The organism is Metabacillus sp. 84, assembly GCF_050107715.1.
Lineage (GTDB): Bacteria > Bacillota > Bacilli > Bacillales > Bacillaceae > Metabacillus_B.
Genome location: NZ_JBNILN010000003.1, coordinates 307,192 through 325,342 on the forward strand (window position 1 = coordinate 307,192; position 18,151 = coordinate 325,342).

The following is an 18,151-nucleotide window of genomic DNA, read 5'->3' on the forward strand; positions in this document are numbered from 1 at the left end:
TAGGATAACGTTAGCTGCCATTTCCGGTTTTATTTCCATCCGGCAAATCCAATTTTTTAAATAAAAAAACAAGCGTTTCTAATTCTTTTTCCTCGAGACTTTCAAAGCGGTCAAACAAGTAGTCCGTCTTCTTTTTTTCGAGCTCCAGCCACGTCTTTTCCCCTTTGCTTGTTAAAGTGAGCTTTATGATGCGGCGGTCTGTCTCATCCCGGGAGCGGACAACCAGTTCTTTCTCAACTAGTGAATCAGACATTGAGCTTATATGACTTGCGGATACATCCAATTTCTTTGATAAATCGGATGCTTTTAAAGGGCCACAGCAATGGAGATCCCGCAGGATAAAAAATTCGTTGCGGGATATTTCTTTCTCGAGTATCGTGTTGATGCCATTGCGCAGCTGCCTGAAAACCTTGCGGAGGAGCCCTTCCATTTCATATAGAAGTTCTTCATTATGCTTCAAATAAGATCCCTGCTTTCTTGCATTTAATGATGGGAATTGATCAAAAGGATCAATAAAAAAAATACTTAAGTAACTGAACTATTAATTAGATTAAGTATTTTAGGAGCTGTTGTCAATGGAAATGACTCAAAAAGCAACTTTCTTTAAGTTCCCCCTGCAGGTGGTATAATAGAAATATGAATTTAAAGCGAGGTGTCCGATTATGAAACAGACAGAATTAGCGACATTTGCAGGAGGCTGCTTTTGGTGCATGGTGCAGCCTTTTGATGAAATGCCCGGGATAGAGAGCGTGGTTTCAGGATATACAGGAGGCACCATTGAGAATCCGACCTATGAGCAGGTTTGTTCCAATCAAACGGGCCACTATGAGGCAGTTCAGATTACATTTCAGCCTGATGTTTTTCCGTATAAAAAGCTTCTTGAGCTGTTTTGGCAGCAAATTGATCCAACGGACACCGGCGGCCAGTTTTTTGACCGCGGAGAGTCCTACAAAACGGCCATTTTCTATCATAGTGAGGAACAGCGGCAGCTTGCGGACCAATCTAAGGAAGCATTGGCTGCAAGCGGGCGTTTTAGCAAACCAATCGTAACAGAGATCAAACCCGCAGCTCCGTTTTACCGTGCTGAAGAATACCATCAGGATTACTACAAAAAGAATTCCGCCCATTATAACCGGTATAAAACAGGTTCCGGAAGAGCGAAATTCATTGAAGACCATTGGAAAAACGAGGACAGCAACATGTCAAAAAACATTGAATCGCTCACTCCAATCCAGTTCGAAGTGACTCAGAATAACGGAACCGAGCCTCCATTCCGGAATGATTACTGGGATAACAAGGAAGAGGGCATCTATGTTGATATTGTCTCCGGGAAACCGCTATTCAGCTCTGCTGACCAATATGATGCAGGCTGCGGCTGGCCCAGCTTTACGAAACCGATTGATGAGCAGGAAGTAGACGAGAAAATGGATTATACCCACGGCATGATCCGTACAGAGGTAAGAAGCAAAACAGCTGATTCCCATTTGGGGCACGTATTTAATGATGGGCCCGGACCCAGCGGCCTTAGATATTGCATTAATTCAGCTGCTTTAAAATTTGTTCCAAAGCGAGAACTGGAAAAAAACGGGTATGAACGATACAAAGTCCTCTTTGAGTAATGTTAGTGATTAATGCCGATCTTACTCGCAAAATTATGTGATTAAAAATTGTTTTTTTGAAGCAATAGGCCATTTGCATTCCCCGCTGGAGGCATTTTGAATAAGGGGCTCTGTACTATGTCCTGCTGAAAGGAAATATTGGAATATAATCCCCCGGCTGCTCGGAATGCAGATCGGGGGTTTTTTAAACTATGGCTTAGGAGGCAGCGACAGATGCTTGACTCCAAGCTAAGAGCAGCGCGGCAGGTGGACCCCGCAGCCGCGAGGACACTCTCAGCCCGCCGAAAAATAAGCACTCGCAAGCTTGCTGAAATCAGCATCCGAGTTTTACGGAGCTGAATGTTAGGCAGCGGAAATGGGAAGACCGGCAGATAAAGCCGTCCCTGCTATGTTTCGGCTGATCGCCATATTGCGAGCCGGAAAAAACTGAAAATAAAATAGGCATTCGCACAAACGAAACAACCTGGGGGCGGCATAGGCTATCATTGACTCAAAACAAATGGAGGGATTGCCTTATGTATTGCTACCCTGGATATGGCCACGGGCAAGGACATGGTTACGGAAGCAGCTTTGTATTGATTGTTGTGTTATTCATCCTGCTTATTATCGTTGGTGCAGCCTACATCGGTTACTAATCTGGAAAAGAGCCTTTATGGCTCTTTTTTTTTTGCCGAATGGAAATGAAGAGTGGGTTAAGCCCTCACTGTACTTGGTGAACGAGGACAGCGAGAATAATAAGATGCATTAAAACACGAACATTAACGTAATGATAATAATATATAGTTCGTTTAAACGGTTGACGGAAGCGGTTTACTTTGATATATTTACCAAGGATGTTAGAAAACCATTAATCGGAGGGATTTTCCTTGAACCGTATATATGATGTGATTATTGTGGGAGCCGGACCGGCTGGCATATTTGCTTCCTATGAACTGAACCATCTGCTTCCTGATGCTAAAATACTGCTGATCGATAAAGGCCACGACATATACCGGAGAAATTGTCCGATTCTTCAGAGAAAAATTGAGAAGTGTCCGCCTCCTGCCGGGAAAAAAGATTTTTCCGGCTGTCTGCCTGCGTGCTCCATAACCAATGGCTTTGGGGGTGCCGGTGCTTACTCGGACGGTAAATTTAATATTACGAGTGAATTTGGAGGCTGGATGACCGACTATCTTCCGGAAAGCACGGTTCTGGACCTCATCGATTACGTTGATCATATTAATTTACATCACGGAGCCACTGATACAATTACCGATCCGCTGACAGATCAGGTCAAAAACATTGAAAAGAGAGCCTATGCGGCAGGATTGAAGCTGTTACGGGCACAGGTCCGCCATTTGGGTACAGAGCAAAACCTTGAAATTTTGAAAAGCATTTATGAGTATTTAAGCGGGAAGATTGATATGCAATTCAAGACAGAGGTCCAGGATTTGATCACCGTTAAAGAAGAAGGGAATCATGCAGCGAAGGGAATCCTGCTAAAAAGCGGTGAAGAGATATTTGCGGATAAAGTGATCGTTACTCCGGGAAGGGACGGCTCTACCTGGCTTGGAGGAATTCTGAAAAAACGGCGTTTACAAATGATCAGCAATCAAGTGGATATTGGAGTCCGTGTAGAAACGTCAAATGTTGTCATGCAGGAAATCAATGAACACCTGTATGAAGGGAAATTCATCTTTAATACTTCCGTTGGGACAAGAGTCAGAACTTTCTGCAGCAACCCATCCGGCCACGTAGTGGTGGAAAACCATTCAGGGACGATGCTTGCAAACGGCCATGCGTATAAAGATCCAATGCTTGGCAGCGCCAATACGAATTTCGCCCTGCTTGTATCGCACAAATTTTCTGACCCGTTTGACCAGCCGAATGAATATGCCCATGAAGTATCCAAGCTTGCGAATAGCTTATCCAGCGGGGGGCTGATCGTTCAAAAGTACGGAGATATTTTAAAAGGCAGGCGATCTACTGCTAACCGGATAAAAGAAGGGTTTCTTGAACCGACCTTAAAAGAAGCTGTCCCGGGGGACCTTGGATTAGCGCTGCCTTATAATACAATGAAAAGCTTAATTGAAATGACTGAGGCACTTGATAAAGTAACGCCTGGACTGGCGTCCGAGCATACGCTTTTTTATGGAGTTGAAGCTAAATTTTACTCTGCCCGTCCAAAACTGAATGACCGTTTTGAAACGGAAATCGGCGGTTTGTATGTAGGAGGAGACGGTGCAGGAATAACGAGAGGACTTGCTCAGGCTGGCGCCTGCGGTGTCTGGATTGCCCGAGACATAGCGAGTAAGGTTAAATTGCCGGATAAAGAAGAGGTTTTTGCTTAAGAAGCGGATTCCGCTTCTTTTTTTTTGTTAAATATCAAACCTTATCAGACTTAATGCTGCCTAATCCTCCCCGCTTTGGGCGATTAAGCTGGATTTTTGTATGCACAGGCTAAAATAAAGGACGCAGCATCGGAGCGGGAATTTTAACTTGGCACGCATATTCAGCGTGAAAACTGAATGATTTGGACTGAACAGGCTAGGCGAATTGTTTAAATAAGGATGTAGTAAACAGAGAAGAGGACCGTCTTATTGTTCTTCATATCCCTGTACTTATTCCGTTTATCCTTCTATTCGCCTGATATAAAACGGTCCTCTCCCACATACGTTATAAAGAGTGATGGATTGGCTGGCAGGGGGGATGAGGGATGGAGAAGAGCTTTCTGATTAAACCTCTTTTAGGTGAAGCGCTTCCTGAAATTTCGTTCGGCAGGGGCGTCTATTTATATGGCTCAGATGGCAAAGAATATTTGGATGCTTCTTCGGGAGCCATTACATGCAGCATTGGACATGGGATCCGGGAAATAGCAGAGGCAATGAGTGAACAGGCAAAGAAGGTCTCATTTGTGTACAGGTCCCAATTTACAAGCAAGGCGGCGGAAGGCCTTGCTTTAAAGCTAGCCAGACTGCTCCCAGGTGATCTGAATTGGAGTTTTTTTGTCAACAGCGGTTCAGAGGCTGCTGAAACTGCTGTAAAAATGGCTATTCAGTATTGGCAGGAAAAAGGGAGACCATCAAAGACTATGGTTTTGTCTCGGAGAAGGAGCTACCACGGAATTACGATGGGGGCGCTCGCATGGTCCGGTTACCCAGAGCGGCGGGAAAGATTCGGCTATCACCTTGTATCTAACCCGGATATTTCTGCCCCCTACTGCATGAGGTGCCCTTATGGAATGACTTACCCTGCCTGCAATCTAAAATGTGCCGAGGATCTGGAACAATCCATTAATAGAATGGGAGAAAACAATATTGCGGCATTTATAGCCGAGCCGGTAGTGGGGGCTGCGGGGGCTTGTATAACCCCTCCAGATGGATACTATGAAAAGATCCGTGAAATATGTGACCGCCATGAGGTGTTATGGATTGCAGATGAAGTGATGACAGGTATGGGGAGAACTGGAAAGGTGCTGGCTTCTGAGCACTGGAACTGCCTGCCTGATATTGTTGTTCTTGGGAAGGGTCTGGGAGCGGGATATAGCCCGATTGCAGCAGCTGTAGCGGCAGATCATGTGATAGAAGCGTTTGAACATGGCAGCAGAGTAATTATGAGCGGGCACACGTATAGTGGAAATCCTCAGTCTGCAGCTGCTGCTCTGGCAGTCATAGAATACATGGAAAAGCATCAAATCATAGAAAACTCTGCTAAACAGGGAACCATTCTTCTGCAAAGGCTGAAGGCCATTCACAAAGAGCTGCCATTCATTGGCGACATAAGGGGAAAGGGATTGCTGATCGGTGTCGAGCTGGTCAGGGATCAGGAGAAGCGGACCCCTTTTTCTAAAATGAAAAAAGCCGGAGCCAAGTTCATCGAATTGTCCTTTAAAAACGGTTTAATCCTTTATCCTGCAAGTGCAGGCATTGAAGGGGGCGACGGGGATGCCGTTATAATCGCACCCCCGCTTACAATTACAGATCAGGAATTAGCCGATCTCATACGGCGGTTTAATAAAGCATGTGCACAATTTATAGAATGGCAAAGCGAGGGGTGCTGAGTTGGAGAATTACAGCAAAATCAGAACCATTGACGAAGCAATCAGGACGGTTCGGAACGGGACAACATTAATGATTGGAGGGTTTGGCGGAGTCGGATCCCCGCCTTCGCTAATAGACGCTGTATTGGAGAAAGGGGTCAAAGATCTTCATATCATCTGCAATGACGCAGGGTTCCCTGATATTGGGGCGGGGAGGCTAATCACAGCCGGCAGAGCAAGGAAGCTGACCGCCTCGCATATCGGTTCAAATCCAATCGCTGGAAAGCTTATGACAGAGGGGAAGCTGGAAGTGGAATTTTCCCCGCAGGGAACACTCGCGGAGAGGATCAGAGCGGGGGGGATGGGAATGGGAGGGGTTTTAACGGATATCGGCTTGGATATTGATTATGTCAGAAATGGAAAACAGCTGATAGAAAGCAACGGCAAACAATATCTGCTTGAGACAGCTATTCGAGCTGAAACGGCCATCCTCTACTGCAGCAGAGCGGATGATTGGGGAAATCTCACGTACTGCAAAAGTGCACGCAATATGAATCCTCTTATGGCAATGGCTGCAGATGTAACCGTTGCGGAAGCGGAAGATGTGCTGGAAGCCGGGGGAATGAATGAAGAGGTCATTGCAACACCGGGTATTTTTATACAAGCTGTTGTAAAAAGCAAGGGAGTGGGCTGGAAATGGTCATGGGAACGGAAGCCAAGCTGAAAATTGCAAAGCGCGCAGCCCTGGAAGTAAAAAAAGGAATGGTTTTGAATCTCGGCATTGGGATACCATCTCTCGTCCCAAATTTCCTGCCAGCAGGTTTTCCTGTCATGATTCAGGCGGAAAATGGAATTCTTGGAATTGGACCTGAGCCTCCCCGGGGAAAGGAAGAATGGGAACTGTGCAATGCGGCCGGCTTTCCTGTGACAGCTGTAAAAGGAGCGTCGTATTTTGACTCTGCCACCGCTTTCGGGATGATCAGAAACGGTTCCGTCGATTTGACAATCCTTGGATCACTGCAGGTGAGTGAAAGAGGAGATCTGGCAAATTGGATTGTGCCGGGCCGAACGATACCGGGTATGGGAGGGGCTATGGAACTGGCTCAAAAAGTCAGAAAAGTCATTGTCGTTATGAGTCACACAGATAAGGACGGCCGGCCGAAACTCGTAAGAAATTGTACCCTGCCTCTGACCGCTAAAAAGTGTGTCAGCCGGATTATTACGGATATGGCGGTTATTGACGTCACCGAATCCGGACTCCTGCTAAAGGAAATATTGGAACCTTATACATTAGAAGAGGTGACAAAAGATACGGAAGCACCGTTATGTATCTCAAAAGAATTGAAGAGAGGATGATTGCATGGATCAAGAACAGGCGGCGGTATGCCAGTGGCTGGACCATAATGAACACCGGGCAGTTAAGCTGCTCCAGAAATTAGTGGAACAGCGCAGCATTCAGGGAAACGAAGCTTCTTCACAGGCGATTGTTCTCGAGAAATGCAGGCAAATCGGTTTAAGCATCGATATTTGGGAGCCGGGGGGGAAGAGACTGAGGTCTCACAGGCATTTTTACTCGACCCGCTCAAATTTCAAAGACAGCCCGAATATTGCTGCGGTGCTCAAAGGGAGCGGCGGAGGGAAGTCCCTTATATTTAACGGGCATATTGATGTGGTGCCTGAGGGGGAGAGAGGTCAGTGGGTTAGAGAACCCTATTTGCCAAAGCTTGAAAATGGGAACGTTTACGGGAGAGGCACTTCCGATATGAAAGGCGGAAATGTTTCCATGCTGATGGCGATTGAAGCCATTGTCCGGAGCGGAGCTGAACTGAGGGGAGACATTATCTTCCAAAGTGTCATTGAAGAAGAAAGCGGCGGAGCGGGAACGCTCGATGCAGTTTTGAGGGGCTACCATGCTGACGCAGCTATTATACCAGAGCCGACTAGAATGAAAATCTTTACAAAGCAGCAGGGATCCATGTGGTTTAAACTTAAAGTGCGCGGCAAATCGGCACACGGAGGGACGAGGTATGAAGGGGTTTCAGCGATAGAAAAGTCGATGATTGTCATTCAGCACCTGAGGCAGCTGGAAAAAATCAGAAATGATAGAATTTCTGACCCCCTTTACTCCTCTGCACCAATCCCGGTACCAATCAATATAGGGAAAATCTCAGGCGGTAATTGGCCATCCTCGGTGCCGGATCAGGTTTTATTAGAAGGCCGATGCGGTATTGCACCCCACGAACAGCCGGAGGAGGTTCAAAAAGAAATGGAAGAATACCTAGAGAGGCTGGCAGAGCTGGACTCCTGGTTCGCTGATTATCCTGCCGAACTCGAGTGGTTCGGAGCGAGATGGCTGCCTAACGAGCTTGATGTAGAACATCCTCTTGTAGAAAACCTCGTCTCCGTTTACAGAACGGTCACGGGGGAAGACCCCATAATAGAAGCCTCCCCATGGGGGACAGACGCTGGAATGCTTGCTGCTGCAGGGAACGTTCCGTCCATTGTGTTCGGCCCAGGAATTACAGAGACGGCCCATCATCCGAACGAATACATCCCTGTCCATAATGTCATACAGGCTGCCAAAGTAATGGCTCTTTTTGCATTAATGTGGTGCCGGACCGCAAAGGAGGAATCTGCTTGACCAAATACATTTCCATTAACCAGCCGCTTGCTGGATTGAAAACACAAAAGCTGCTGGAGCGCAGGAACAAACACATTCCAAGAGGTCCATTCCATGTTATGAATAAATTTATCAGCCATGCAAAGGGGGCCCGGGTCACCGATATCGAAGGGAATACGTACCTGGATTTTGCGGGGGGCATTGGAACGCTGAACGCGGGCCATTGCCCTGATCCTGTAGTCCGGGCATTAAAAGAGCAGCTGGACCTTTTTATCCATCCCAGCTTTCATGTGATGCAATATGAATCGTACATTGAACTCGCAGAAAAATTAAATAGGCTGACCCCGGGAAACCATCCGAAAAAAACCTTTTTTTTAAACAGCGGCGCAGAAGCGGTTGAAAATGCAGTGAAAATTGCCAGGAAAGCAACAGGTAGACGGGCGGTCGTATCGTTCGAAAGAGGATTCCATGGCAGGACTTATATGGCGATGAGTTTGACAAGCAAGGTAAAGCCTTATAAAAATGGATTCGGCCCTTTTTTGCCGGACGTTTATAAACTCCCGTTTCCCTATTATTTTCATAACAGGGGCAGGAGCAGAGAAGAGACCGACAATCAGGCGCTCAAACAGCTTGAAACCTTCTTTCTGACAGAGGTGCCGCCGGAAGAAATCGCAGCTTTTATCCTTGAGCCCATTCAAGGAGAAGGCGGCTTTGTCATCCCGTCTCCATCGTTCGTGCAATCCATTAAAAAGACGTGTGAGACCTATGGAATCCTGTTTATCGCAGATGAAGTGCAGACCGGCTTTGGCAGGACAGGTAAGTGGTTCGGGATTGAGCATTTTGGAGTGATTCCTGATCTGATCACGATGTCAAAGTCGATTGCAGCCGGCCTTCCTATAAGTGCGGTAACCGGAAAAGCAGAAATTATGGATGCTCCTGAAGTTGGAGAAATCGGAGGAACATATGGGGGAAGTCCTCTTGGATGCAGGGCCGCAATAGAGGTGATCGAGATGATTGAATCCAACAGCCTGCTCCAGCGTTCAGAGGAAATCGGCCGGATGATTGAAACCTATTATAAAAAATGGGTGGCAGATCTTCCTTTTGTCGGGGAAGGACGAAGGCTTGGAGCAATGGCGGCCATCGAAATTACCGGGCCCGGCAGCATGGACGCTCCTGACAGATCCCTGACGGCACACTTGCTGAACAGGATCCAGGAGCGCGGTGTGATTTTGATGAGCGCCGGTATATATGGAAACGTCATCCGGTTTTTAAGCCCGCTCATAATTTCAGATGAAGAACTGAGAGAGGGTTTGGATGCAATAAGTGAAGTGTTTTATGAAAAGCAATCGTTTTAAGCCATCCTCAAAAGGGGTGGTTTTCTTGTTCGGTGGCACGGTAGGATACATAATTTAGGTTCGCAAGTAAAATAATGGATAGGTAAGAAGGGGGCTGGGAATTGACCTGTCGGTGCCTTGCGGCCAGGATGGAAAACAGGAATATGCAGATATCCGGATCTTGAATTCTAAAACGAAGAAAGAAACAGAATACAAAAAAGGGGAAGGGCTGCTAAAGGTAAGCGTGGAAGGAGAGGCAAGAATTCAAAGTCTTCAATGTTTATATGAGCTGGATAATTCGGACCACTACAATAAAATTGAGAAAATGGTAAATAAGGCGGTTGAAGCAGAAGTAAAAGAAGCAGTGGCTTTCGTACAAAAGAAATACAAAACGGATATTTTTGGGTTTGGAGACCAGCTTTATCAGACAAATCCCGAAACTTTCAGCAAGATTAAGAAAGAATGGCAGGACATCTTTTCTAATAGCAAAGTTGAAGTGGTATCCTCTTATAAGCTCAGAAGGTCCGGTATAAAAAATGACAGCTTTAAAAGGGATCTTCCGGATGGAAGGCAAAATAATTCTCCCGTCATAAAAGACAATGCTGAACTGTAAAATGTATAGAACCATTTTAAACTGGGGGAAATCCACTTGAAAGCAACTGTTTCTGCTGGAACAAAAGGGAATGCGGATGTGTTTATTGATGGATTCAATAAACGGTGCAGGGTTGATGATTATACTGGGAACTTCGATGTATTGTATGAAGAGCTAGTAAAAGACGAAAGGCTTACCTGTGCCGAAAAATTAATTTGGAAAGTAAAAAGTGCTGACTGTCAGGCAGCATTTTCTAAAGGGATGGTGCCTGAGGGAATGGCAGGAGTCTTTTTCAGAGGAGAGCCTTGCTGGTTTTTTGCGAAGTACTTCACGGAACCGCGAAAACATTCGGAAGGCTGGCTGAAGGAAGACCGGCTGCTTGAGGGGGTTTATTTGAAGAACAAAGGGAATCCGCGTCTACTGGCTGAAACAGGTTTAAGACGTGCAGGAAGTCAGGACGCGGAAAAGCTGGCGCGATTTTATAAGGAAGTATTTCCGATTTACCCAGTTCCTATCGACGAACCTGACTATATAAAAAAATCGATTGAGGGAAGTACTGTTTTTATGATGATTGAATTAGACGGCATCATTGCTAGTGCCGCCTCTGCTGAAATTGATGAGCAGCATAAGAATGCAGAAATTACCGATTGTGCAACACTGGCTCCATTCAGAAAACAGGGACACCTCCTGGCACTGATCCATGCCTTGGAAAATCTTCTTGCAGCCCGGGGGATTTTTTCTGCTTACTCGCTTGCCCGCGCCCGTTCGTTCGGTATGAACCAATCCCTTTACCAATGCGGCTATCGGTACGGCGGAAGGCTGATAAACAATTGTTATATTTCTGAGGATCTGGAAAATATGAATCTATGGTGGAAGGATTTATCCATTTAGCTGGAGTGCATATCTTGCGGGTAAAGCCTTGAATAGCAAGAGGGGGAATAAGAATGGCCCAGCAGCTGTATGTGCCGGACCGGCACTGGAAGGACATAAGCTTATGGAAAGACGTGCCCGATGAAAAATGGAACGATTGGCTCTGGCAGCTGACGCATACGATCCGAACAGCAGACGACCTGAAAAAAGTCATCCGCCTTACTCCGGAAGAAGAGGAGGGTGTCAGAATCTCAGCTAAGACCATCCCTTTGAATATAACCCCTTATTATGCCTGGCTCATGAACCGGGATGACCCAAAATGCCCAATCAGGATGCAGTCGGTGCCCATAGGAAGGGAATTATATAAAACAAAGTACGATCTTGAGGATCCTCTTCATGAGGATGAAGATTCGCCTGTTCCCGGGCTGACCCACAGATATCCGGACCGGGTGCTGTTTTTAGTAACGAATCAATGCTCAATGTATTGCCGGTACTGTACGAGGAGGAGGTTTTCAGGGCAAATTGGCATGGGAGTTCCGAAAAAGCAGCTGGATGATGCGATTGCTTATGTTGCATCCACACCGGAAGTGCGGGATGTGCTCATTTCCGGGGGGGACGGATTGTTAATCAATGACAGCATCCTTGAATACATTTTAAAAAACCTGCGGGCCATCTCCCATGTTGAAATCATCCGGATTGGAACAAGAGCACCAGTTGTTTTTCCTCAGCGGATCACCGAAAATCTCTGCAGCATTTTGAAAAAATACCATCCGGTCTGGCTGAACACCCACTTTAATACCTCTATTGAAATTACTGCTGAATCCAAAAAAGCTTGTGAAATGCTTGCAGATGCAGGGGTTCCGGTCGGTAATCAGGCGGTCATTCTCGCGGGAATCAATGACAGCGTCTCCATCATGAAAAAGCTGATGCATGATCTCGTAATGATCCGCGTCCGCCCTTACTACATTTACCAATGCGATCTTTCTGAAGGAATCGGTCATTTTAGAGCACCTGTATCAAAGGGTCTTGAAATAATTGAAGGACTTAGAGGTCATACGAGCGGGTATGCCGTGCCGGCTTTTGTCGTAGATGCACCAGGTGGAGGAGGTAAAATTACGCTTCAGCCCAATTATCTTATTTCCCAAAGCCCTTCCAAGACGGTGCTCCGCAATTTTGAAGGGGTGATCACATCCTATCCGGAGCCTGAAAATTATGTAGCGGGTACGGCAGATGCCTATTTTGAATCAATCTATGGGGATATGGATGGGAAAAAATCGCTTACAGGAATTGCGGGTATCAATGAAGATGTCCGTCTGACCCTCGTACCGTCAGAATTAAAGAGGCTGGAAAGACGAAACCAATACAGCAGCAATCCATCCCATCAGACTTTGAAAGATAAGCGGGAAAAACGGGATGTGCTGAAAGAAAAGAAATATCAGTCTCAGCAGCAAAAAGACAGAGCAAAAAGCGGGGAAGCTGATGACGTGTGAATGGTGCAGTTCAGAAAAAACGAGGCCTGCAGAGACAGCAGTGTACTGGGAGCTTCCGGATGGAACAAGGGCCATTGAAATCACATCGGCTCCTTCAATCGAGTGCTTATCCTGTTTTATGGTCTATCAGGAGGAAGAGATTAGTAAGAAAATAGAAAACCAGCTGTATTTGATTAAAACCTCTAATATCGGGGATACCATCCGCTATGATCAGCTGATGGCTGAACCAAGAATATTGAAAAAAAACTATTTTGATTTTTCGTAACAGGAACAGAAGGTTTGACTCTCTCTCTGAACAGGCTATAATAAAATCCAATCAGCCTAATCAGCGGGGGAATTGCCATGAAGTCATTCTATCATTATCTGATGAAATACAGACATCCAAAACCGAAGGATGAGATCAGCCGCTTTGCCAATTACGCGTATAATGACCACAGTTTTCCGAAATCATCAAACGCCTATCATGAGATATCGGATTACCTGGAGCTTAGTGCAGACTATTTAACATCAATGGCCGTTTTTGATGAAGCATGGGAGCTTTATCAAGCAGAAACAGTGACCAATCGATAGCGAAAGACCGCGGCCTTTGCGGTCTTTTTTTGCTGGCTGAAACCGGGCGGATTGCTTAATGGTTCCGGCTGTTGGAAATGCTGGTTAATTTCGGAACCGGATGCTGAAAGTAAACGCTCATTGCATGTGTGAAGGCCCATGCGAATAGGAAACCTCCGCATATACTATCTTAACTTTTCAGAGTGCGGGAGTGAGCATGAAATGGCCTCTAAATATCCAAAGTTTAAGATGGGAGAAGTCGTTGTAATCGTTCTGTACGGAACGGTGGGTACCGTTACGAATGTATATAAGCTAAACCAGTCCTTTCTTTACGAGGTCAATCACGGGGATGTCCTGTTTTATGAAAGCGCCCTCTCATTTTATAAAGAGTATGAAGGCAAGATATTTGAAATTGAACGGATTGAAGTTGAATACCAGTTTGCAATCGGTGACCTTGTGCAAGTGAAAGGGTATGGAAGCGACTTGTTTAAAATTGTCGGGTTGAGGACGGAAATTTGGAGATACATGGAAGACGGATGGGAAGACATGGTTTATGAACTGATGAGAGTCGCTGACGGGGAATGGCTTGAAGCAGCGGAAGAGGAATTGCTGCTGGTCATGAGCAATAACGAAACAGAAAAATCTCTTCATCAGATTATGCTGATGCTCAATAAAGAAGGGGCAGAAGAAGGTGCAAGGGAAGAGACTTCCGGTACAGCACTGACCGGAGTCTCCTATTCCCTTGAAAAACCGGAAAAGGAGCGTGAACCTGGGCAGCTCATCAATGATCTTCTTGATATATATAACGACTACCGTGAGCTCTATATCCGATTTGGGGATGATGAATACAATGAAATGATGCAGATGGTGCTTGCAAGTCTAAAAAGATTCGGCACAAATGAATAGCCTCTATATCAGCCACATAACCATGTTCCATAATATATAAGGCAGACAGCCAAGCGCGGCAAGCCAGAATAGCCGCTTCGAGCCGGTAAGCAGCAGCTCATCAAATTTTGGGCTGTCGAACCATTTTAAGATATCGTTCATTCCTGATCCCCCTGTAAGCTTGTCCTTTGAGAAGAAGATATGCAGGCGCTTCAATGTATATGCCATAAATCTTGTATACATAAGCCGGCTCCTTTTTTCATAAAAAGTAATAAAGGGGGCGGGACAGTGAGAGAGATTGAAGTAGTCATTGATACAGAGGAAATTTCTGAATTTTTCTTTTTAGAATTAATGAGAAGAGGGTACATACCGGAGCCCGGTGAATTGGATGTCCTTGCTGATATTATGTTTGATTATCTGCTTGCCAAGTGCATCATTGATGAAAACTTTGATGATGACCACAACTCTTTTAAACCCTGAACAGTTTTTTGCCAACTGCGGAAATTGGAGCAAGTTTTAACGCGTCCGACAGGATTTTGTCCGTAAGCTCCTGCATCTTTGCCTGCTCAGGAAGCTCAAAGCCTTTTGGGAGGCCGTTTTTTAGGAACCAGTCGCTTAAATACGGCTTGGGCTGCGGGATTACCGGCCAAGAGTCCTCTAACACGGGGCTCACAAGTTTAAATGCATGGTCTGAAGCGGAATAGAGATGGGGCCAATAATCACTCCTTGAAGCGGTATGGTGATGCATGCTGCAAAAAGCAAGGATCGATTCATGTACGAGGCGGCTGCTGTACAGCAAATGATATAGTTTTTTTCCGGTTCTAATCCGTTCCTGCAAAGACTGAAAGCCGGAGACTGTTAATCCGGTCACAGAATAGTGCTTTTGATATTTCCTTTTTTTGAAAGGGAAAAGAATGCTGGTCAGGCCCCATTTTTCCTGCATCATAAATTTAAAGGTATCAAGAACAGCTGCTGAAGCTGGTTTGGATAATATGTTTTCCTCAATCAGAGACTGTTCGTTTGTAATAAGAGCCATGGTCAGCAATTTTGAATCACCTGAATGAAAAAAATAGTTCCAGACAGGACCCATAAATGCCGATACACGGAATGCGGGCAGCAGATGAAATAAGCTCCTGTCCCTTTTCCTGCTTTCCTCATAAAGAAGCAGCTGAGGGTAGGCATCTAAAAAAATGGACGCATTGATGCGTTCCAGAAGCTGAAAAAAAAGGGTTTTTTCCTTTTCGTTTAGAAGGGGACCAATATAAGAAGATTTCAGATCGGTCATGCTGTATCCGCCATTTCTGGAAACAAGATGGGCAAGCAGTGCCCAATGGACCTCAGGAAAACGGGAATGAAAACGGTGATAGCCTTCAGTACGTAAAATATTGCTTCCGTTTTTTTCATTAACCCTGGATTGAATTGACTGGATGAGGTCTTTTTCTTCCCCAGCTGCAATAAACGGCAGTTTTTCAGTATGGTATGCCTGCATGATCTCTTCATAAAGAGCTGGTATTCCCGGTCTGGAAAGTTCTTCCATACTGTTCCGTTTTAATATTCTAGCCATGCTAATCAAATCAATTTAACCTCCCGTCCGTACTCCACCATCTAAAATAATGTATGATAATTGTGAAACTCTGGTTCACTCAGCTGCGTATAATTGTTTAGAAAGGAGAAACGTCATGCTGAAAAAAGTATTGAAATCTCTTTTATCCCAAAGAAAGAAACAGAACCATGGTTCAGGCAGCGGGTATAAGCGGGGGAGATTCGGACAGCATCCATCTAAATACGGGCACAGCTACTATAAGAAAAAACATCGCTCAAGCAGATCTTACAGCAGCTGAAGATGATTGGCAGGAAAAATGAGCTCACTGCCGGAGAGCTGCTTTGCGGAAAATATGTCATCCTGTCAAAAGCAGGGGAAGGCGGATATAGCTGTGCTTATCTTGCAAGAAGACTTGAAGATCAGCAGGTTGTATTAGTTAAGATCGCGAAAAAAATAGGGCGAAAAACAAGGAAATCCTTTGAAAGAGAATCAAGGATTCTATCACTTCTGGAAAATAAAGGTGCACCCGGGCTTTATGAATTTATAAACGAAGAGGATGCTTGCTGCCTGGTCATAGAATACAAAAAGGGGAGTACATTCGAGGATTTGATTTTTGAAGATGGCTGTATGTATACGGAATCTGAATCCATTGTCCTGCTGAACAGGATTATTGAAGAACTTGCTCCCATTCATAGTCATGGCATTGTTCACAGAGACCTGCGCATACCCAATATTTTATTGTACAAAGGTGATGTTTCAATCATCGACTTTGGACTGGCGGGAAGTGTAAATGAAAAAGCAATCTTCCGGCTATCCCGAAACAGGAAAAGATTTAGAGAATTTTCATTTAAAAGTGATTTTTATTCCCTTGGCCATTTATTGCTTTTTCTGCTGTATTCAAGCTATCCGGAGCATGAGGAAAAAGAAAGACCGTGGGAGGAAGAATTGTGTATTTCACCCGCCACAAGAAAAATCACCAGAAAACTGCTTCAGCTGGACGAACCGTATGACAAAATGGAAGAACTGCAAAACGATCTTATAAAATGGGGAAATTAGGAGGAATCGGCATGTCTTTTTTTAATAAAGTATTTGCAAGCGTTGGAATTGGCGCAGCAAAGGTGGATACACGGCTTCACGATGTGAACGTTAGGGCAGGTGAAGAGGTCCAGGGAATTGTTGCTGTAAGTGGAGGCAAAACAGACCAGGAAATTGCTGAAATTTATTTATCTGTGATGACGGAATACATAAAGGAGGCAGACGACAGAAAATACACTCAATCTTCTGCGGTCACCAAGGTGAAAATTAATGAACCCTTTGTGATTATGGCGAATGAGCACAAGGAAATCCCGTTTCGTTTTAAGCTTCCTTACGACACGCCCATTACATACGGCCAGTCCAAAATATGGATTCATACAGGCCTTGATATAAAGAACGCGGTAGATCCAACAGACCAGGATGCTATCCATGTGCATCCGAATCCCATTCAGCAGAAACTGCTTGATGAGCTGGGGGCACTTGGTTTCCAGCTGAGAAAAGCACAAAATGAGGCGGCCCCCGCCAGACTGCGCAGAAGACTGCCTTTTGTACAGGAATTTGAATTTTATCCATATTCCGGACCTTTCAGAGGTAAATTAGATGAGCTGGAAATTGTCTTTACAGATGTAGCCGAGAACCGGGCAGAAATGGTTATGGAAATTGACAGAAAAGCCAGAGGGCTTTCCGGACTCTTTTCCGAAATGCTTGAAACGGATGAAACGTCTGTCAGGCTAGCCGTTACCTCGCAGGATTTTCCAAATGTTAAAACGATGTTAACGCAGACCATCCAGCGGTTTTCCTGAATAATTCCAATAGAATCAAAAGCCTACTTCCCGTTAAACAGCTGTGGAAATAGGCTTTTCTGTTTTAGTGAAAATAGATTATGGGTATTTTAGGACCATACCACTTGAAAGGTCGCTGGATGATGAAAGACATCAGGAATATTGCGTTGCTGCTTGTAATTTTTACAGGGGTATCAATCATGTATGAATCAGACTGGTACAATCAAGCTGATCAGAACATAGTCCTCTATTTTGAACAGTACCGTTCACCTATGGTGACAGAGTATTTTATTTTCTTTACCGAATTTGGGTCCGGAAGAACCCTTTTCCCGCTTTTGCTAGTTGCTGCTATCCTTCTATCGTTTAAAAGAAGGGCGATGGAAGCTTTATTTTTATTTTGCTGTTTTTTTGGTTCCAGACTTTTTAATTGGCTTCTGAAAAACGGATTTGAAAGAGAGCGCCCATCTTTTAACCCGTTAACGGATGAAAATTCGTACAGCTTCCCAAGCGGCCACGCCATGAATTCGGCCGCATTTTTTTCGTTTACGGGCTATTTGCTGATCCGCTATTTTCCAGGATGCCGTTTCCCGATTGCGGGGGCAATGGGTTTAATCATCGCAAGCATTGCGCTGAGCAGGGTGTACCTGGGGGTTCACTTTGTTACAGACATAACCGCGGGAATTTGTGCAGGACTGATCTGGTCTATCCTTATAAAAATAGGGTACAAGCGCGCTGCTGTTAAATTTCGACAAAACTAGCTGCAATTCGAAGGAGGATTTCGTGCACACCGTAGCCAATGTATAGGAAAATGATG

Annotated in this window: 22 protein-coding genes; 19 read left to right on the forward strand and 3 right to left on the reverse strand. The window is 45.2% G+C overall.

The features are described 5' to 3' along the window. Nucleotides 1–10: 10 nt before the first annotated feature. Nucleotides 11–460, reverse strand: a complete 450-nt coding sequence (locus ACQCV8_RS08335; protein ID WP_426844117.1) for a MarR family winged helix-turn-helix transcriptional regulator — start codon at nt 458–460, stop codon at nt 11–13. 202 nt (nt 461–662) lie between these two features. On the opposite strand from ACQCV8_RS08335, the gene msrA reads away from it, so the two are divergent. From msrA to ACQCV8_RS08405, 14 genes are all read left to right on the forward strand, one after another. Further along, nucleotides 663–1,619: a peptide-methionine (S)-S-oxide reductase MsrA gene (msrA, locus tag ACQCV8_RS08340; RefSeq protein WP_426844118.1), complete on the forward strand. Its 957-nt coding sequence runs from the start codon at nt 663–665 to the stop codon at nt 1,617–1,619. A gap of 515 nt (nt 1,620–2,134) precedes the next feature. Then, nucleotides 2,135–2,254 (forward strand): YjcZ family sporulation protein, encoded by a 120-nt coding sequence (locus ACQCV8_RS08345; protein WP_426844119.1) that lies wholly within the window; start codon nt 2,135–2,137, stop codon nt 2,252–2,254. Between the two features lie 231 nt (nt 2,255–2,485). After that, complete coding sequence (locus tag ACQCV8_RS08350; RefSeq protein WP_426844120.1) at nt 2,486–3,949, forward strand: NAD(P)/FAD-dependent oxidoreductase; 1,464 nt, start codon at nt 2,486–2,488, stop codon at nt 3,947–3,949. Between the two features lie 365 nt (nt 3,950–4,314). After that, complete coding sequence (locus tag ACQCV8_RS08355) at nt 4,315–5,658, forward strand: aspartate aminotransferase family protein (RefSeq protein ID WP_426844121.1); 1,344 nt, start codon at nt 4,315–4,317, stop codon at nt 5,656–5,658. Between the two features lies 1 nt (nt 5,659). Further along, nucleotides 5,660–6,361 carry a CoA transferase subunit A gene (locus ACQCV8_RS08360; RefSeq protein WP_426844122.1) on the forward strand — a complete coding sequence of 234 codons (702 nt, stop codon included), beginning with the start codon at nt 5,660–5,662 and terminating at the stop codon, nt 6,359–6,361. Beyond that, the gene (locus ACQCV8_RS08365) at nt 6,334–6,993 is read left to right on the forward strand and encodes a 3-oxoacid CoA-transferase subunit B (RefSeq protein ID WP_426844123.1); all 660 of its coding nucleotides are present in this window, start codon (nt 6,334–6,336) and stop codon (nt 6,991–6,993) included. The genes ACQCV8_RS08360 and ACQCV8_RS08365 overlap by 28 nt, the downstream gene beginning before the upstream one ends. A 4-nt stretch (nt 6,994–6,997) precedes the next feature. Further along, nucleotides 6,998–8,278, forward strand: coding sequence for a peptidase (locus ACQCV8_RS08370; protein ID WP_426844124.1), 1,281 nt, complete (start codon nt 6,998–7,000; stop codon nt 8,276–8,278). After that, a complete protein-coding gene (gene gabT / locus ACQCV8_RS08375) occupies nt 8,275–9,612 on the forward strand; it encodes a 4-aminobutyrate--2-oxoglutarate transaminase (protein ID WP_426844125.1) in 1,338 nt (445 codons plus the stop codon). The genes ACQCV8_RS08370 and gabT overlap by 4 nt, the downstream gene beginning before the upstream one ends. A gap of 112 nt (nt 9,613–9,724) precedes the next feature. Further along, nucleotides 9,725–10,204 carry a Ger(x)C family spore germination C-terminal domain-containing protein gene (locus ACQCV8_RS08380; RefSeq protein WP_426844126.1) on the forward strand — a complete coding sequence of 160 codons (480 nt, stop codon included), beginning with the start codon at nt 9,725–9,727 and terminating at the stop codon, nt 10,202–10,204. Between the two features lie 36 nt (nt 10,205–10,240). Further along, a complete protein-coding gene (gene ablB / locus ACQCV8_RS08385; RefSeq protein WP_426844127.1) occupies nt 10,241–11,074 on the forward strand; it encodes a putative beta-lysine N-acetyltransferase in 834 nt (277 codons plus the stop codon). 53 nt (nt 11,075–11,127) lie between these two features. Further along, nucleotides 11,128–12,543, forward strand: a complete 1,416-nt coding sequence (gene ablA, locus ACQCV8_RS08390; RefSeq protein WP_426844128.1) for a lysine 2,3-aminomutase — start codon at nt 11,128–11,130, stop codon at nt 12,541–12,543. Then, nucleotides 12,530–12,808 carry a YokU family protein gene (locus ACQCV8_RS08395; RefSeq protein WP_426844256.1) on the forward strand — a complete coding sequence of 93 codons (279 nt, stop codon included), beginning with the start codon at nt 12,530–12,532 and terminating at the stop codon, nt 12,806–12,808. Before ablA ends, ACQCV8_RS08395 begins: the two co-directional genes overlap by 14 nt. Nucleotides 12,809–12,885: 77 nt before the next feature. Further along, nucleotides 12,886–13,113, forward strand: coding sequence for a YozE family protein (locus tag ACQCV8_RS08400; protein WP_426844129.1), 228 nt, complete (start codon nt 12,886–12,888; stop codon nt 13,111–13,113). Between the two features lie 201 nt (nt 13,114–13,314). Further along, nucleotides 13,315–13,998 carry a hypothetical protein gene (locus ACQCV8_RS08405; RefSeq protein ID WP_426844130.1) on the forward strand — a complete coding sequence of 228 codons (684 nt, stop codon included), beginning with the start codon at nt 13,315–13,317 and terminating at the stop codon, nt 13,996–13,998. Nucleotides 13,999–14,001: 3 nt separating this feature from the next. On the opposite strand, the gene ACQCV8_RS08410 is transcribed toward ACQCV8_RS08405, so the two are convergent. Continuing rightward, nucleotides 14,002–14,139, reverse strand: coding sequence for a hypothetical protein (locus ACQCV8_RS08410; RefSeq protein ID WP_426844131.1), 138 nt, complete (start codon nt 14,137–14,139; stop codon nt 14,002–14,004). Nucleotides 14,140–14,265: 126 nt separating this feature from the next. Between ACQCV8_RS08410 and ACQCV8_RS08415 the strand changes: the two genes are divergently transcribed. After that, nucleotides 14,266–14,457 (forward strand): YozD family protein, encoded by a 192-nt coding sequence (locus ACQCV8_RS08415; protein WP_426844132.1) that lies wholly within the window; start codon nt 14,266–14,268, stop codon nt 14,455–14,457. On the opposite strand, the gene ACQCV8_RS08420 is transcribed toward ACQCV8_RS08415, so the two are convergent. Further along, complete coding sequence (locus tag ACQCV8_RS08420; protein WP_426844257.1) at nt 14,447–15,541, reverse strand: DUF2515 family protein; 1,095 nt, start codon at nt 15,539–15,541, stop codon at nt 14,447–14,449. The genes ACQCV8_RS08415 and ACQCV8_RS08420 overlap by 11 nt on opposite strands. Before the next feature lie 115 nt (nt 15,542–15,656). On the opposite strand from ACQCV8_RS08420, the gene ACQCV8_RS08425 reads away from it, so the two are divergent. The 4 genes from ACQCV8_RS08425 to ACQCV8_RS08440 all read left to right on the forward strand — a co-directional run bounded on the left by ACQCV8_RS08425 (nt 15,657) and on the right by ACQCV8_RS08440 (nt 18,095). Then, complete coding sequence (locus ACQCV8_RS08425; protein WP_426844133.1) at nt 15,657–15,818, forward strand: hypothetical protein; 162 nt, start codon at nt 15,657–15,659, stop codon at nt 15,816–15,818. A 2-nt stretch (nt 15,819–15,820) separates the two neighbouring features. Beyond that, the gene (locus ACQCV8_RS08430; protein ID WP_426844134.1) at nt 15,821–16,576 is read left to right on the forward strand and encodes a serine/threonine protein kinase; all 756 of its coding nucleotides are present in this window, start codon (nt 15,821–15,823) and stop codon (nt 16,574–16,576) included. 11 nt (nt 16,577–16,587) lie between these two features. After that, on the forward strand, nt 16,588–17,358 hold the full coding sequence (locus ACQCV8_RS08435; RefSeq protein WP_426844136.1) for a sporulation protein: 771 nt from the start codon (nt 16,588–16,590) through the stop codon (nt 17,356–17,358). Between the two features lie 119 nt (nt 17,359–17,477). Beyond that, nucleotides 17,478–18,095 carry a phosphatase PAP2 family protein gene (locus ACQCV8_RS08440; RefSeq protein ID WP_426844137.1) on the forward strand — a complete coding sequence of 206 codons (618 nt, stop codon included), beginning with the start codon at nt 17,478–17,480 and terminating at the stop codon, nt 18,093–18,095. Nucleotides 18,096–18,151: the final 56 nt, after the last annotated feature.